The following is a 16,942-nucleotide window of genomic DNA, read 5'->3' as shown; positions in this document are numbered from 1 at the left end:
AAAAAGAGCTACAATATATTTAAAATAAAAGTATCTATAACTAACTAATTACAAATATTCTATATTTTACCCGACCGTAAAATGCCCTGCCAGAGCGGTGCTTTTCTTTAAAAAAGCGCCACTGGCAGGGACATTTGTTTTTAGATCCCGGGGGATTTTTAATCCCCTAAAAATGAGCAATTTATAATAAATTTGCCGACTGAACCTATCATTTATCCTCTGGGCATCTTATCCATTAAAGAAGCGACATCCATACCCAGGCCTTTAGCCACGCCCATTCCAAGGGAAATGTCGGCTCTGAAAAAATGACAAAGCTGGCGATTGATAATCTCTTCTCTTTTGGGACCACTTATACCCGACATGGCGCTTGTGATATTCTCAATTAAATGTTCTTTGCCTGTCTGATCCAGTACTTCTCTGAAGAAAATTCCGGGCTGAGAATAATGGTCATTTTCTCCCTCACCGTTGCGATCAAACCAATCTGCAACATTACTGTCCAGTTGATCGGCCGGACGGACATATGACATATCCGGACGCACATCGCTGAAACTGTTGGGATAATAATTAGCAGATCTGCCCCCATTACCGTCAACACGCATATGGCCATCACGCTGATAATTATTGACAGCAAACGGGCAACGGTTGACCGGGATCTGTTCATAGTTGGCACCCAGGCGGTAGCGCTGAGCATCGGTATAACCTAATATGCGTCCTTGGAGCATTTTATCCGGAGAAAATCCAATGCCATCCACAATATGTGCGGGCGCAAATGCAGCCTGCTCTATCTGGGCAAAATAATTGTCTGCGTTTTCATTGAGTTCCGCAACACCGACTTCAATTAAAGGAAACGCTTGTTGAGACCAGGTCTTGGTAACATCAAAGGGGTTAAACGGATGCGTTTTGGCTTCTTCTAAAGTCATTACCTGAATATACATCTTCCATCTGGGGAAGGCGCCTTTTTCAATCGCTTCCAGTAAATCCCGCTGGGCAAAATCACTATCCACGCTTTTCATTTGATTAGCCTCAGCACCGGTAAAGTTTTTAATTCCCTGTTCGGTGCGCAGATGGAATTTGACCCAAACTTTCTCGTTCTCATTATTTATCAAGGAAAAAGTATGGCTGCCATATCCATGCATATGTCGGTATCCCACAGGAGTGCCTCTGTCTGACATCACAAATAAAACCTGGTGCAGACTCTCCGGGCACAGGCTCCAGAAATCCCAAACAGCGGTTGCACTTTTGCAGTTGGTAAAAGGGTCTCTTTTTTGTGTATGAATAAAATCCGGGAATTTCTTGGCATCCTTAATAAAGAAGATGGGGGTGTTGTTGCCCACCAGGTCCCAGTTGCCGTCCTCCGTATAGTATTTCATGGCAAAACCTCTGGGATCTCTTTCCGTATCTGCGCTGCCACGCTCGCCGGCCACCGTGGAAAAACGAAATAAAATTCTGGTTTGCTTACCCACCTCACTAAACAGCTTTGCCTTGGTATATTTTGTAATATCATGGGTGACGGTAAAAGTGCCAAAGGCGCCAGATCCTTTGGCATGTACAATTCTCTCAGGGATCCTTTCTCTGTTAAAATGAGCCAGTTTCTCATGTAAAATAAAGTCTTCCAATAATAAGGGGCCTCTGGGGCCTACTCCTTTGGTATCCTCATGATCTGTATAGGGAATCCCCGAAGCGCTGGTTAATTTTTTCTCGTTCATGATTTATTTAGTTTAAAATTTTTAAATGTATGTATATCGATGATTTGCTTGGACAAAAGTAAAGACAAGCGGCCATAACTAACTATTGATAGCATCGATACTACATAGACATTTTCTATATCAATTATAAGTCAAATAGATAGATATAGATAAAATCAATTAAATCCCCTTTCAAACAGTTCCTATCCGCCTCTCATGACATTTGCCGGGGTTATTTTCCTTTAAGCACAGACGGGCCCTGACTTTTTCAGGCAAAATACACCCATTATCAGCGGCCTCTCCATACTTGAATAATCAAGAATATCTATGTAAACAAATTTCTTCATTCGATTTAACATTTTATTGATTCGATATATTTAATTGAATATAAAATTAATACAATATACAATTTAAAAAATGTATCATTAATCTAATACTATGTATTGCATAGTACCAATAGATGCATAGTTTTGTGGTATTAATAGTACTAAATAAACTACAATGAAAAAGTATTTAATTCTTCTTTTAATAACCGTTGCCTGCTTTAAAAGTTTTGCGCAACAGTCCGCTGCAAAACTCTTAGGATATGTCACCGATGAAAACGGCCAGGCAGTACCTTTTGCCACCCTTCGTTTTATGCCAACCGATACGGCCAGCAAGGCAGTTGCAGAAAGAATTTCTGCGGAAGACGGTTCCTTCGTGATGGATCTGCCTGTGGGCAACCGCTATTACTTAATTGCGACCGGAGCCAGTTATACCCCTACCAAAGAGTGGGTAGAAATCAGCGACTCCGCCCTGCATATTACTTTATATAAAAAAACAGAGCAATTGGAAACGGTGACGGTCAAAGCCACTGTTCCTTTGGTTACCCGTAAAATTGACCGCGTTGTCATGAATGTTCAGGACAATGCGCTGGTGGCCGGCAAAAACTCTATGGAAGTGATGGAAATGGCTCCCGGCTTATTTGTGGACCGTAGCGGCAGCATTTCCATTAACGGCAATTCCGGAGTCCGGGTGATGGTCAACGGCGTACTCTTACAACTCAGTGGAGATGACCTGACTTCCTATCTGAACAATTTACGTGCGTCTGATATTCAGTCCATTGAAATCATTGCCCATCCATCAGCGGAGTATGATGCGGAAGGCACCGGCGGCATCATCAATATTATCCTGAAAAAACAACGTACGGCAGGCCTCACCGGGAATCTCAGCGCCGGTTATTCCATCGGTCGGTATCCGGGTAATGACCAGGGGCTTCAGATGAACTACCATAATAATAAACTGACCCTTACCGGTAATTACAGCCACTATCAGCAAAAAGCCTTTAATGATATCCATCAAAGCAGAAATTTCCCCAATGACGGATTATATGCGGCCTCCAATCTGATTATTAACCGCTATAACGGACATAATGTAAGACTGGGCGCCACCTATGATCTGAGTGCAGGCCAGTATCTTGCCCTGGGGTATAACGGATCATTTAACCATTCCAGCAGTGTAACGCATTCTACCAGCGATATCAATTATCCAGCCTTGCCAGCTGACAACTATAGCTCTGACGGACATTTTACGGATCAGAACGCCCGTAATCTGCACAACTTCACCTTTAATTACCATTTAGACACCGACACGTCCGGTTCCCAACTGGAGATTAAGGCGGATTATACCATGACCCATGATAATAGCTCCAGCCTTGCCATCAGCCAGGACTATGATGCCAGTGGCATGGCCACAAGAGACAGCAGCTTCAGATACGGGATGCCCAACCGGGACAAAATACTGACAGCGGATATTAAATATATGCAGGTATTCAGCCCTACCACCAAGCTTCATTTTGGTGGTAAATACACCGGCACTGAAATTGACCACATCAATAATTTTACCCGTATACTGGATGACAACTGGACCGCAGACCCTTCTCTTTATTATCAGTATCACTACAGAGAACATATTCTGGCAGGCTTTATAACGCTGGAGGCTAAAGTATTCAATACGGAGATTCAATTAGGAGTAAGAGGGGAAAACACAAAGACCAGCGCTACGCTGGCGGCTGAACAAAACAGCGTCAATGAAAACAGTTATTTTAATCTGTTTCCGACGGTATTTGTCAAAAGGGACTTAAATGAAAAAGGCAGCAACTATTTAAGCCTGTCATATAATAAGAGGATTCAAAGGCCTTATTATAATGACCTGAACCCATATATTTCCTATCTGGATAATTATACCATTGAAACGGGCAATCCAAATCTGAAACCGCAGTTCTCTGACAATTATGAGATAGGGCTCACCCTTGCCAATAAATACAATTTATCCATCGCTTACAGTGATTTCAAGGATGAGATTTCTCAGATTACACATATGAGTCAGGATACCGCCCTTGTGGAAATCACCCGTGGCAACAATGGCTCTACCAAAAGATATAGCGCTACTTTAAGCATTCCCTTACAGATTACAAAATGGTGGAAAACCAATAACACCCTGCAGTACCGTTATGAAGATATTAAAACTGCCGGTTTTGCCATCAAGCAACCCTTAGTCTATCTGCAAACCGCTCAGGATTTTAAAATCAGTACAACGTGGAGCGCCAATCTGAGCGCCTTTTATTTAAACCACGCCATTGAAGGCAATATTTTTGTCGGCAATATCTCCAAGGTGGATATAGGAGTGGAAAAAAAGCTAATGGATGGCAATTTAAAAATCAGAGCCGGCTTAACGGACCTCTTCCTGGGCCGCAATATTACAGGGACGATCAAATACGATGATAATGAGATTTTCCTTAGACAGGCCAGACAAAGCCGAATGTTTAAATTATCTTTAACATACAATTTCATGAAAGGTAAATCCTTTAAAACCAAAAAGATAGAGAGCTCCAGCGAAGAAATACAAAGCCGTCTGTAAGCCATAAATATCAATATAATTGAATAACTTTGTTCACTTAATAGATTATAACAATCATGACCTTTACCCAATTAGAATATATCGTTGCCGTTAATGCCTATCGTCATTTTGCGGATGCTGCGCAAAGCTGTCATATTACACAGCCCACCCTCAGTATGCAGATACAGAAACTGGAAGAAGAACTGGCGGTCAAAATATTTGACCGCAGTAAGCAGCCGGTTGTCCCTACCGTTGCCGGAGAAGAAATTATTGAACAGGCCAGAAGGATCCTGGCGGAAAAGGACGTGCTGACAGAAATGATCCAGGAGAAAAAAGACCTGGTATCGGGAGAAATTAAAGTAGCCGTGATCCCGACCCTTGCCCCCTATTTACTGCCCTTATTTGTTCCGGTATTTACCAAGAAATTCCCGCAGGTAAAGCTGACCATTATCGAGCTTACTACAGAGCATTTGATAAAAAAACTCAGAGAAGGACAGATCGATATGGGTATCTTGGTAACGCCCCTGCATGAAAAAGGAATCAAAGAGGATCCGCTGTTTTACGAGGAACTCATGGTTTATTCCTCCGGCAAGAATAAACTACTTAGAAAGCATTTTATTTTATCGGCGGATATAGACCCCAATGATCTGTTATTACTGGAAGAAGGACACTGTTTTCGCTCTCAAATCATTAACCTGTGCGAACTAAGAAAGCGCAGTGTTGCCGGACCGCACTTTGAGTATGAGGCGGGAAGCCTGGAAACCCTTCGCAGAATGGTAGATGCCGGTGAAGGCATTACTATTTTACCTGAGCTGGCCACCTACAGTCTGACGGCCGACCAGAAGGAAAGACTCAGGATGTTTAAATCTCCGGCGCCGGTCAGAGAGGTGGGCATTGTCACCCACCGGGATTTTGTCAAAAGAAAACTGGTAGGTGCCATCAAACATGCGGTACTGGACAGCATCCCGACCAAGCTGCGCAGCAATGCCAAAAAGTCCATTGTCCCGGTGCTGGGTGGCGGATTGCATGTGTAACAAACAAATAGAAAAAATGAGGTGCCTGACAAAGGGCAGCACCTGTCCCTTCAACTGTTACGTTAGGGCATACATCGGGTGAACAGGAATCGTCCACCCCATCAGGTAACTGCGTATCCTTAGTCAAATAACAAATAAGGCTAATGATACGCAGTTATTATAAATACCGATGGTTCAGACTCGCTCATTAGCATCAAAGCACCATCATACCACAAGCTCCACCATCTGGGATTGCTAAAAAATCCGTATATCTGCTGGCCCTGTTATTGCCGACTCATCCCAGCCATTTGAACAACTGCATAGCTTCGAAAAAGGTATACGGCCATCAGCCTCCCATTTAACGCCAGTCTCCTGCTAGTATTTAATCCCTCCATAACCTGATATACCTTTCCACCGGTATCCTGCTGGCAGAGGGAGCCGTATCACTACCTGCGTATCAATAGGGTATCCATACCAAGGGTAAACAAACACCGCGCCGGCTTATTATCTCCATAGCAATGTATATCCTGCCGCTTGTCCGGTTCAGGCACTTCTTTGTCCGTTTAGAGCCATCCGCCCTATGAAAAACCTGGCTCTTGCAACAACTTTGTGTCAGCAAACAAAGATGAGACAACACTACAACAATTTTCAATTTTTTAAACTTTAAGATCATGAACAACAAAATCTCAAAAATCACTTTTTACACAGGAGTCATTCTGATCTCCTTATGGTTTGGCACCAGCGGCATTTGTGAACTGACTAAAAATCCCCTTGTCTGGGACATCACGGTTAAACTGGGCTATCCCCCTCATTTTATCTACTTATTGGGCATCGCTAAATTATCCGGCATCGTCGTACTGTTAATCCCCAACAGACTGCTTAGGTTAAAAGAATGGGTCTTTGCCGGAATCTTTTTTGATATCCTTTTTGCCTTCTTCTCCAAAATGGCCGTTCTTGGGTTTGCGGCCACCATTGATGCCATGATCGCTTTTACCATCATAAGCATTACCTACTGGCAGTTCAGGAAACTGTACCCTGTGTGGCACCATCAGCCACTAATCATCTCCAAAGGCTATTCAAAAAAAGTATCCTAACTCCATCCGGATTCATCATCATTCAACCATTCAAAATATTATAACCATGAACACAAATAATCAATTAAACAGCCTGGGTAATGCCTGCCATACAACAGTGACTTTTATACTTACGCTGTTTTTTACAATCCTTGGCATCACCGCCTCGCACCCTGGCTTTGCCCGTCAGCTATCTCAGGTTAACCAGGACAGTACCCTTCAGATCAAAGCCGGCAAATTAGAGGTAGGATACGCTGTCTACGGGCCTCAAAATGGGCAGCCCGTAATTTTACTGCACGGCTGGCCCTACGGCATTGAAAGCTATAAAGAGAGCAGCAGGATGCTGGCAGCCAAAGGTTACCGGGTCTATGTCCCCTATGCCAGAGGCTTTGGATCCACCACCTTTTTATCTGATACCACCACCAGAAGCGGGGAACCCGCTGCGCTGGCACAGGATCTGCTGGATTTTATGGACGCCCTGCATATTAAAAAAGCCATTTTAGGTGGCTTTGACTGGGGTGCGAGGACAGCGGACATTATAGCAGCCCTTTATCCTGAAAGATGCACAGCGCTGGTAGCGGTAAGCGGGTATCTGATCGGTGATCCAAAGAGCAGCAGCACCCCTTTGCCGCCCAAGGCTGAACTGGCCTGGTGGTACCAGTTTTATTTTGCCACTCAAAGAGGTGAACAGGGTTACAAAGAAAATACTCATGATTTTGCAAAACTGATCTGGCAGCTAGCCTCCCCGGACTGGCATTTTAGTCAGGCGACCTTTGACAAGGAAGCTAAAGCGCTGGATAATCCCGATCATGTCGCTATTACCATCCATAATTACAGGTACCGTTTACAACTGACAGCAGCAGATCCATGCTATCGTCAAATGGAAGCTAAAATAAACGCCTTACCTGATATTACTGTACCAACGGTCACTTTGGAAGGTGATGCCAACGGTGCGCCTCATCCACAGCCTGCAGCTTACAGAAATAAATTCACGGGCAAATATGACCATCACACCATCCAGGGGGGCATAGGCCATGATCTGCCCAAGGAAGCCCCTGCAGCATTTGCAGCAGCCATTATCCAGGCGGCACATCTGGCAGAATAAAAAATCATAAAAAGATACAGCAAAAAGAAGCTGCGGTTACTAGGTTTTAACTGCAGCTTCTTTTTGTGTTTTATTTTTGTTCACTGCTTCCCGGAAAAACGGTGCCCCCCTATCTATTTTCCAGCCATGCCAGCAGCCTAGGCGCCTTTTCTTTATTGACCAGGATCTTTTCCTTGGTTTCAATCACCAGTTTTACATACAACTTGCGCATAAAAAAAGGTTCCACTTCCTTGATGGCTTTAAAGGCCACCAGATACTGCCTGTTGGCCCTGAAAAATTCCCGTTCCGAAACCTCTGAGGCAATCTGATCCAGGGACTGACTCAGCACATAGACCTTCTGATCGTAGCAGACAATACAGGTGGCATTATGCTGTACAAAGAAATAAGCGATATCCACAGTCGGAATGGTCATATATTTCTGCTGTTGAAACACTAAAAAGCTGGTCTTACCAGATGGTGTTGACAGCCTTGCCACCAGTTCATTCAAATCCGGCAGCACCTGCGAAGACTGAGAGCCGCTATCCTTTGAGCGGTAGAACTGCCCCAGTCTTTCTACTTTTTCCAGCGCCTGGGCGATATCTGTTTCAGAGAAGGGTTTAAGGATATAATCGATTCCGTTTTTCTTGAAGGCTTCAATGGAATACTCATCAAAAGCCGTACAAAAAATAACAGGTGCCTGTATGTCCACCTGTTTAAAAATTTCAAAAGACAGTCCGTCAGCCAGTTGAATATCCATAAAAATAAGTTCCGGTTCAATATCCTGACGGAGCAGTTTGACCGAGGCCGAGACCGACTGGCATTTACCCAGCAATTGTGCCTCCGGCCTTAACTGCATAATTATTTTTTCCAGCGAACTCGCCGCCCTGGGTTCATCTTCAATGATGAGGATTTTCATAGATCATGGGAAGTTTAATAGTAAATAATGTCTCACTTTGCTGAACCACCACTTGCTGTTCTGTCAGATGCTGGTATCTTAGCCTGATATTTTCCAGTCCAACCCCCAGTGAATGATGGTCCCCTGACTTTAACTGTACCTGGTTTTCCAAAATCAGCCAACCGTTCTCACTGTATAGCCTGATCTGTAAGGGATTTTCTTCGGACACGATATTGTGCTTCAGGCAATTTTCCAGCAAGAGCTGCAGGGAGAATGGCGGTAACAAAGTATTTTCTGCATCTACCTCGAGCTGGTTTATAAATTCAAAACCATTCGCAAATCTGGCTTTTTGCAAATAAATAAAAGCACCCACGATATTCATTTCTTCTTTGAGCGTAATGAGATCTGATTTTCTGCTCTCCAGGGTATACCTGTAAAAATTCGACAACTTAATAATATAACCAGCAGCCTCCGGCTCCTGGTTATCTACCATAGATTTTAAGGTGTTTAAGCTGTTAAACAGAAAATGAGGATTAATCTGCTGCTTAAGCAGTTCATATTGGGCAGCCAGGTTATCATTTCTCATTTGTTCCAGTTCAAGTGTGATATGCCGGTTTTCAAAGTTTTGCTGCAGCAGATATAAAAATGTAAAACAGATCAGATTAATTAAAAGCCCGCGCACTTCAATCATGAGCATCACAGGGCCAAAATTAATATGAGAGAGAATCAGTTGCTGCAGCCAGGCTAGCACAAACATAATTACGATGCCCACCCCGAATGTAATAAATAACCTGCTGTAAGAGATTTGCTTGTTAGAGATTTTTCTTTGAGAGATCTTCTTATGATAGCTGTCAAAGAAGTAAAGGTTCACATACCACATAATAATAGCAAAACCGGAAGTCAGCGCTGCATTTACAACGGCTTCCTTCCAGTTAAAACTATGTGATGCCAGCTGCGGCACAGAGGACAAAACCCCTAAGATGATGGAGCTGGTCCAGATAACGGCCGGAGAAATTTTCAGATCAGATGTCTTCATCCAGATGAGATTAAAGTCAATGCAAGGTGCATTTGTTCAGCAAATTTATTGAATTAAGGGAAAAACACAGCGCTTTTGGAAATGATTTGACGGGTGCGCTCATAAATCTGACGGCGACCTGGATGCGGGTGCCCCGTGGCAGGAGAATTACCTTCTATTAATGAATACTGCCAGTTGTCCGGATCTAAACTGGGATCACGGGCTTTTTTAGCAGTTACACCAATACGGGGGAAAGAGTCTAACTTTTTAAGGGTCAGTTGCTCCACAGATCTCAGCGGCCCGTTGAGATAACTTCCGTACCAATATTTATTATCATTTTGCGCATAAGTCACTACCTCCAGCACCGCGCCACTTACAAATTTGGGTTCAGCCTCAGCGCCCCGGAGCGGGTGCATTTTATCTATATAGACAATACTCATGGTCTTATCCGCTCTATTGGCAAAAACAGTATACACTATTTTGCCATGGGCATTCAACAAAGATCTCTTCACTAAAGCCCTTTCCCGCTTATGACATCCGGTCACTAGCAGGGCAAATCCCAAAATATATATCCAATTTTTCATGACGATTTATTGTAACGGTAAATGTTAAGTTGCTGGTTGTTTTTTATTGCTTTGGCTGTTCTGATCCCCCATACGCCGTCGGTCCATAGCTGTAAGGTTGCGTTTTACAAGCCGCTTTATACTAATGGTTTACAGCCATGTTTTCACCATCAGGAAGCGGTATATTGAATACATACCCATATTCACTGGCAGCCTTGTGACAATTAAAACAGGCGGCGTTAAAGGAGGCGTCTTTCCCATAAGGCACCAGGCCTTCGCCGGTAAATTTGGCAAAGCCCCAACCTTCACTTTGTTTAAATTGATGGCTGTCTTTGATCATCATCTGGACATTGTTAAAGCGGCCAGGCAGGATATCTCCGTTTTTTTCTTCTATAATATCCCATACCACCTTAACGATGATACTGCCTTCAGGCCAGGGCTTGATATGATTGGTTCTGACAGCCTCGGCGGCAATATCATTGCCGTAAATAACCCGGATACTGCGGTTGTTATCAAAACGATTGGTTGTACTGATCACCTGCCAATGCTGATAATCTTTAATGCTGCTGTAAGCAACACCATTAGCCGACACGGGCAAATCCACCGGCCTCTCTTTATCGGCGGCGCGTTGACGGCGGGCATCCAGAATGGCCAGGCTGTCATGATATACCGCCGGGTTAAGGGACACTGCGTAAGCCTTTAATACCGATATATCCCGGGAAGTCAGTCCGGACTCCGGATGCACCTTACTATAACCGGGCAAGGGCATTTTTTCGTCCAGTACCATATTTACCATTTCCCATATAAACCCTTGTTGCTGAGCCTTGGACAGGGTATCGAATGTTGAAAAATCAAATCGGCTGCGGGCCTCCTGGACATCCTCTGCGATGACCCAGGAAAAAGGCGCCAGTTCTGTCCATAGATTTTTGCGGGTTTCATTGGAATGGCAGTCATAACAGGCTCTTTTTAAGATACCCGTCACCTCGGGTGATGCCACCAAAGGATGCGTCACGACAGGCCTGGTAACCCGGGGGCCTATAAATTGTATCAGTATAAAAAGGGAGGATAAGGCGGCCGTGATCCGGAAAATATTTGACCGGAATAATCCGGGTTTTTCTTTATTGAAGTGCCACATAACAGATGTTTTTAATGATTCATACCAAAGCTATAAACAGGCGAAGTTTTAAGGAAACACCATTGCCTCCAAACGGACAAATCTGGCTTTGAACCGGACAAAGCCTGTCCTCAAAAAAAACGCCTCTTAAAAAACAAGCTTCCTTGAATGAGCAAAGTCAGCAGGCAAAGCTTCCCTTCAAAGCTTTGCCTGCTGACTTCATTTGACTAGCAACCGGCTGTTTAAACAACCACCCTGATGTCCACATTAATGTTGCCTTTCGTTGCCTTGGAATAAGGGCAACTCCCATGAGCCGTTTTCACCAGTTCTGCGGCCAGCGTATCATCCAGTCCCGGCAAAATGACCTGTAAGCGGGCACTGATAAAATATCCACCTGTACCGGTGGCTAAATCAACTTCTGCTTCTACCCGGGTACCTTCCGGTAATGCTACACCCAATGCCGGCGCATTTAACTGCATGGCACTGGTAAAACAGGCTGACCAGCCAGCCGCTAAAAGTTGTTCGGGATTACTGCCGGGCTTTTTACTGCCGGGCTGGCTGAGGCCGAGATCCAGCTGGCCGTCACTGCTGCGCGCCCGGCCATCCCTGCCACCCGTAACCGATACTCTGCCCGTATACCATACTTTTTGTAAATCATTTACCTGGCTAGTGATAACTGGGGCGCCATGGGTTATCGGCGTTTTCATTTGATGTTGTGATTCCATTTTCAATGTTTATTTAATTTATAAATGTGCTTGTTCTTTTATTGGGAGGATTCATAGACAGGGGCTGTTCATATTGACTGCATTATCATAGGGAGCTTAATCAATCCCTGATCAATACCGGCGCTGCCGCAATGATTGCACCTGAACCTGGCAGCTGAAGAAAACCAATCACGTCATAGGCATCCTTATTGAATCCGGCAGGTAAGGCAATCCGAACAGTGCCTTTATCATGACCGGACAGCTCATAAGTTTCTAATGCCCGGACGATGCCCTTATGAATCAAGCTGCGACCTTTGTTTTCACCTCCACGCACCTGGCTGACCGCCTGTTTTTGCAATAGGGCGATTTCAAGCCGGGTCCCCGACACCTGCCCCTGAACCGCATAAGTCACCGTTGCCGCCCCTGCAGTTGCCTTATCCAGGGTCATCTCCATGGTCGCCTTGGCCTTCTCGGCAAGTGCCTTTGCGATGGCATCCCTTACAAAAGGTTCCTCACTCCCTATCCCCTGCGTTAAACCATTGATCACAAGTTGCGGCGTATACACCTGAGCGGACAGGCTGCTGCTATAGGCATATTGTCTGAGTGAAAAACTGTGCTGACTGAAACGATCCTTCCACCCTGCTCTGTCCCAGTAGTCTACATGGTATGCCAGAACATATACCGGCTGACCCTTTGTCTGTGCATGAATTTTTGCCAGCAGGTTTTCTGCCGGCGGGCAGCTGGAGCAGCCTTCAGAAGTAAATAATTCCAGAACGGCAAATCCTGGTGCTTTTTGCCCGGTTTGTGCTTGCAGGCTGGTAAACAAAGCCATTAATAAGCTAAGGCCAATCAGTAAGCAAAGGCTCCTGAAAATAGTGCTTAATTGATTTTGAACTTTCATGATCTTTTATTTTATGAAGTCAAAATTAGCCGCCCTCGCTGCTCACCCAATCCTGTATCCATCCGAAACGGACAAATCAACACTTCAAACGGATCCAGGACACTTTAAAGCGGCCGGCAAAGCAACTAAAGCGTCATACCTCCATCTACGATTACCTCGGCACCAGTGATAAAGGCTGATTCAGGTCTGGACAGATAGCTCACCAGTTTGGCCACATCTGCCGGATTGCCCATTTGCTTTAAGGGAATAATGCTGGTGAGATGCTGATTGATTTGGTACAGTTCCTGTTCATTTAGGCCGGTCTTTTTCAAGACTTCCGTTTTATGCGGGCCAGGACTCACCAGATTCACCCTGATTTTTCTATCCGCCAGTTCAGCGGCTGCTGTTTTGGCCATAGAATTCAGCGCTGCCTTGCTGGCCTGATACACGGAGCTTCTGGCCATATGTGTGCTGGCCGCGATGGAGGAAAGAATCACTACAGAAGCGCCGCTGGCCAGCAGAGGAATAAAACGGCTCAGCATAAAGTAGGCGCCTTTGAAATTGATATTCATGACGGCATCAAAATTTTCCTCACTGGCCTGTTCTATAAAGGCCTGTTTACCGGTTATACCCGCATTTACAAACAGAATATCCAGTTGGCCATACCTGGACTTCACGTCTTCAAAAAGGCGGTCGGTATCCGGTAATTTCGCCTGGTCAGCCACCATGGCAACACCACCGATCTTTTGAGCCGCTTCACGAATGGCTTCGGCTCTTCTGCCCGTCATAATAACGGTAGCGCCCTCTGATACAAGCTGCCCTGCGGCGGCATATCCGATTCCGCTGTTGGCGCCCGTTACCAGGGCTACCTTGTTTTCAAATATTTTCATGATTTTAAATTTGATGCAAAATTATGCAGGTAATGGTATACTTTTGTAACACGTATCACTAAGTATACCAAAATAATCATGGCAATAACCAGAAATCAACAGGCAGAATTAAAGGCCTTACAAAACACCCTGTATTTTATCGGTGGTAAATGGCGTATCCCGGTGATCAATTCACTGTGCAATGGTAACCGCCGGTTCCGTGAAATTGAAAAAAGCATACCGGGTATTACCAGACGTATGCTCTCTAAAGAACTAAAAGACATGGAACTCAATAAGTTACTTAAAAGAAATGTGTATCCTGAACTCCCGGTACTCATTGAATACGAACCAACAGCGTATTGTAGAACCTTTGGCCAGATTATCCAGGAAATGATCCGGTGGGGAGAAGCGCATGAAAAGGTCGTGAAAAACCGGCAAGCCTGATATCCCCCCTGTATCCGCCATGGCTGCCCTTAACATAAGAGGAGATTTCTCTGATCAGTATGCACCAGCGTCCTGAAACAGGACGCTGGTGCATTTATGAGTTCTTTTACGCAATAAACCGTAAATTTGTGCACTAAATTTGTGATTATGACGGAAACAATAAGTGGAGTCGAGCAATTGATTTCCAGTGAAAAAGATGCAGCGCTTAGAAAGATTGGCGAGAAAATATTAGCAGAGCAGAGAATAAGTTTCCAGGAAGGAATCACCTTATTTGAAAAAGCCTCCTTAGGATTTGCCGGTGGCCTGGCCAATTATATCCGGGAAAAAAGACATGGTAACAACACCTACTTTAACCGGAATTTCCATATTGAACCCACCAATGTGTGTGTATTTACCTGTACCTTCTGCTCCTATTCCAGATTATATAAGAACAGAGAAGAAGGCTGGGAACTGTCTGCTGACCAGATGATGCATATTGTCAAGAGTTATGACAATAAACCCGTTACCGAAGTACATATTGTAGGCGGGGTTCATCCTAAACTGACCATGCAGTTTTTTATTGACGTGATGAAGCGCATCAAAGAACACCGGCCAGAACTGCATATAAAAGGATATACAGCCGTGGAACTGGATTATATGTTCCGCAAGGCCAAAGTCAGTCCGGAAGAAGGTATGCAGCTCTTAAAGGATGCAGGGCTACAATCTTTGCCCGGCGGCGGAGCTGAGATCTTCCATCCTGATATCCGCAGTCAGATCTGTCACGATAAGGTGGATACCGAAGGCTGGCTCAGCATACACAAAGCTGCCCATAACTTAGGGATGCATTCCAACGCGACCATGTTATACGGCCATATTGAAAACTATATGCACCGTATCGATCATATGGATAAATTAAGAACCCTGCAGGATGAAACAGGAGGCTTCAATACTTTTATCCCGCTTAAATTCAGAAACAAAAACAATGATATGTCTGAAGTGCCGGAGAGCTCCGTCGTAGAAGACATGCGTTTATACGCCATCTCCAGACTTTATCTGGATAACTTTCCGCATCTGAAAGCTTACTGGCCCATGCTGGGAAGGCAAAGCGCCCAATTAACATTAAGCTTCGGGGTAGATGACCTGGACGGTACCATTGATGACACGACCAAGATTTATACAATGGCGGGCAGTGAGGAACAAAAACCTGCACTGTCTACCGCAGAACTGGTCTCTTTGATTCGTCAGGCGGGCCGCCATCCCATAGAAAGAGATACCCTCTACCATACCATTAAGGATTATGGTGAGGAGGATCTAGAAGCACTGAGTCATAATCCGCAATACAATTAATAAGAATTTTAAAAATCTCAAAGGTTATTGCACACAGCAAAACGGGCCGGTAAAAATGAATTTACCGGCCCGTCAATTTTTAGCTCACTAACTGCGTTCTAAGCTGCTGTCATAAATAACAGCACTTTTTATAAATATCTTGTAGTCCTTATGGGATATACTAACAATTTTCTTCAAATGCCTGCATTAACGCACCTGCGATTAACTGTGCGGATCTGCCTTCAATCATGTGCCTTTCAATGAAATTCACCAGCTTACCATCTTTAAATAAGGCAATGGAAGGTGAGGAAGGCGGATAAGGCAGTAAGAACTCTCTTAATCTGCTAACAGCAGCCGCGTCAAAACCGGCAAAAGAGGTCGCCAAATGATCAGGTTTCTTTTCTGAATTCTGGACAGCCATCAGTACACCTGGGCGGGCACTTCCTGCAGAACATCCGCATACGGAATTAATGACAATCAGTGTAGTACCGGGGCGCTGTAAAGCAGCGTCAATAGATTGCGGAGTGGTTAAATCTTCAAAACCATAATCAGTTAACTCCGCCTTCATCGGCATTACTATTTCTTCAGGATACATAGTAAATGTTTTTGTTTTTATGAACCACAAAGATACAAATTTATCGAGAGCTACGTCATTACGGCCCCCTTTCCAAAGGTAAAGGAAGCTGTGGAGGAATCATTTCCTGGTTTAGAACTATTCATTACGCCATAATGACATAAGCACAAATTAAATTAAGTCATTTTGTCATATTCATTTTATTATTTCTGTCTCTTTGGCCTCAAAAAAGTCTTTTTTGGCCCTGGTACGGCATTTGAAATCTGTAAAACGAACCTGAAAATCAAAAAGGCATTCAGGGAGAATAAAAAACAAACATTAAAAAACAATTATTCACTTTCAAAAATTATTAAATATGTCAACCTTAGCAAAAAGAAACTACGGCACCTTAAACAACCTGTTTGAAGAAGTATTTGGCGGCTTCCCCGCTGGCAATTTTGCAAAAGAACTGCATGTACCTGCAGTGAATGTAAAAGAAAATAAAGAAGCTTTTGAACTGGAAGTAGCAGCTCCCGGTTTACAAAAACAAGACTTCAAATTAAATGTGGAGGACAATCTGCTGACCATCTCTTACGAAAAGCAGACTACTGCTGAACAAAAAAGCGAGGATACAAAAATCCACCGTCAGGAATTCAGCACCAGAAGTTTTAAAAGAACTTTTACCCTGGATGAGAAAATCGACGCCGATAAAATTGTGGCTAAATACGAAAACGGGATTTTAAGTGTAAGTCTTCCTAAAAAAGAGGAAGTGAAAATTTCCCCTAAAGCGATTGAAATTCTTTAATCATCCCGGCCAGATAAATTAAGTAACTTTGTTTAATGCTTCGGCTAGCCAGCTGAAGAACTC

At 44.1% G+C, this 16,942-nt stretch carries 16 protein-coding genes; 7 read left to right on the top strand and 9 right to left on the bottom strand.

The window, feature by feature from the left end:
* Positions 1-212 precede the first annotated feature (212 nt).
* A complete protein-coding gene (locus tag BLU80_RS14200) occupies positions 213-1,706 on the bottom strand; it encodes a catalase (RefSeq protein ID WP_091399765.1) in 1,494 nt (497 codons plus the stop codon).
* A 480-nt stretch (positions 1,707-2,186) separates the two neighbouring features.
* Here BLU80_RS14200 and BLU80_RS14195 point away from each other — a divergent pair, with 480 nt between their 5' ends.
* From BLU80_RS14195 to BLU80_RS14180, 4 genes are all read left to right on the top strand, one after another.
* On the top strand, positions 2,187-4,583 hold the full coding sequence (locus BLU80_RS14195; RefSeq protein WP_091399763.1) for an outer membrane beta-barrel family protein: 2,397 nt from the start codon (positions 2,187-2,189) through the stop codon (positions 4,581-4,583).
* Between the two features lie 56 nt (positions 4,584-4,639).
* Complete coding sequence (locus tag BLU80_RS14190; RefSeq protein ID WP_091399761.1) at positions 4,640-5,596, top strand: hydrogen peroxide-inducible genes activator; 957 nt, start codon at positions 4,640-4,642, stop codon at positions 5,594-5,596.
* Between the two features lie 650 nt (positions 5,597-6,246).
* Positions 6,247-6,669: a DoxX family protein gene (locus BLU80_RS14185; protein WP_091399760.1), complete on the top strand. Its 423-nt coding sequence runs from the start codon at positions 6,247-6,249 to the stop codon at positions 6,667-6,669.
* Between the two features lie 46 nt (positions 6,670-6,715).
* The gene (locus tag BLU80_RS14180; RefSeq protein ID WP_091399758.1) at positions 6,716-7,753 is read left to right on the top strand and encodes an alpha/beta fold hydrolase; all 1,038 of its coding nucleotides are present in this window, start codon (positions 6,716-6,718) and stop codon (positions 7,751-7,753) included.
* 109 nt (positions 7,754-7,862) lie between these two features.
* On the opposite strand, the gene BLU80_RS14175 is transcribed toward BLU80_RS14180, so the two are convergent.
* The 7 genes from BLU80_RS14175 to BLU80_RS14145 form a co-directional block, all read right to left on the bottom strand.
* A complete protein-coding gene (locus BLU80_RS14175) occupies positions 7,863-8,648 on the bottom strand; it encodes a LytR/AlgR family response regulator transcription factor (protein WP_091399756.1) in 786 nt (261 codons plus the stop codon).
* Positions 8,629-9,663: a sensor histidine kinase gene (locus BLU80_RS14170; RefSeq protein WP_091399754.1), complete on the bottom strand. Its 1,035-nt coding sequence runs from the start codon at positions 9,661-9,663 to the stop codon at positions 8,629-8,631. Before BLU80_RS14170 ends, BLU80_RS14175 begins: the two co-directional genes overlap by 20 nt.
* 53 nt (positions 9,664-9,716) lie before the next feature.
* Positions 9,717-10,226, bottom strand: a complete 510-nt coding sequence (locus tag BLU80_RS14165) for a hypothetical protein (protein ID WP_091399752.1) — start codon at positions 10,224-10,226, stop codon at positions 9,717-9,719.
* Between the two features lie 121 nt (positions 10,227-10,347).
* Complete coding sequence (locus BLU80_RS14160; protein ID WP_091399751.1) at positions 10,348-11,340, bottom strand: cytochrome P460 family protein; 993 nt, start codon at positions 11,338-11,340, stop codon at positions 10,348-10,350.
* A gap of 221 nt (positions 11,341-11,561) precedes the next feature.
* On the bottom strand, positions 11,562-12,044 hold the full coding sequence (locus BLU80_RS14155; RefSeq protein WP_244518934.1) for an organic hydroperoxide resistance protein: 483 nt from the start codon (positions 12,042-12,044) through the stop codon (positions 11,562-11,564).
* A gap of 100 nt (positions 12,045-12,144) precedes the next feature.
* Positions 12,145-12,924, bottom strand: coding sequence for a DUF1223 domain-containing protein (locus BLU80_RS14150; protein WP_091399749.1), 780 nt, complete (start codon positions 12,922-12,924; stop codon positions 12,145-12,147).
* Positions 12,925-13,049: 125 nt separating this feature from the next.
* Positions 13,050-13,793: an SDR family oxidoreductase gene (locus BLU80_RS14145; RefSeq protein WP_091399747.1), complete on the bottom strand. Its 744-nt coding sequence runs from the start codon at positions 13,791-13,793 to the stop codon at positions 13,050-13,052.
* A gap of 78 nt (positions 13,794-13,871) precedes the next feature.
* Here BLU80_RS14145 and BLU80_RS14140 point away from each other — a divergent pair, with 78 nt between their 5' ends.
* A complete protein-coding gene (locus BLU80_RS14140) occupies positions 13,872-14,216 on the top strand; it encodes a winged helix-turn-helix transcriptional regulator (RefSeq protein WP_091399746.1) in 345 nt (114 codons plus the stop codon).
* Between the two features lie 147 nt (positions 14,217-14,363).
* Positions 14,364-15,542 carry an aminofutalosine synthase MqnE gene (mqnE, locus tag BLU80_RS14135; protein ID WP_091399744.1) on the top strand — a complete coding sequence of 393 codons (1,179 nt, stop codon included), beginning with the start codon at positions 14,364-14,366 and terminating at the stop codon, positions 15,540-15,542.
* Between the two features lie 160 nt (positions 15,543-15,702).
* On the opposite strand, the gene BLU80_RS14130 is transcribed toward mqnE, so the two are convergent.
* The gene (locus tag BLU80_RS14130; protein WP_091399742.1) at positions 15,703-16,116 is read right to left on the bottom strand and encodes a BrxA/BrxB family bacilliredoxin; all 414 of its coding nucleotides are present in this window, start codon (positions 16,114-16,116) and stop codon (positions 15,703-15,705) included.
* 334 nt (positions 16,117-16,450) lie between these two features.
* Here BLU80_RS14130 and BLU80_RS14125 point away from each other — a divergent pair, with 334 nt between their 5' ends.
* Positions 16,451-16,879, top strand: coding sequence for an Hsp20/alpha crystallin family protein (locus BLU80_RS14125; RefSeq protein WP_091399740.1), 429 nt, complete (start codon positions 16,451-16,453; stop codon positions 16,877-16,879).
* Positions 16,880-16,942 lie beyond the last annotated feature (63 nt).

The sequence above is a fragment of the Arachidicoccus rhizosphaerae genome (assembly GCF_900107765.1).
Classification (GTDB): domain Bacteria; phylum Bacteroidota; class Bacteroidia; order Chitinophagales; family Chitinophagaceae; genus Arachidicoccus; species Arachidicoccus rhizosphaerae.
This window is presented reverse-complemented; position numbering and strand designations above follow the sequence as displayed.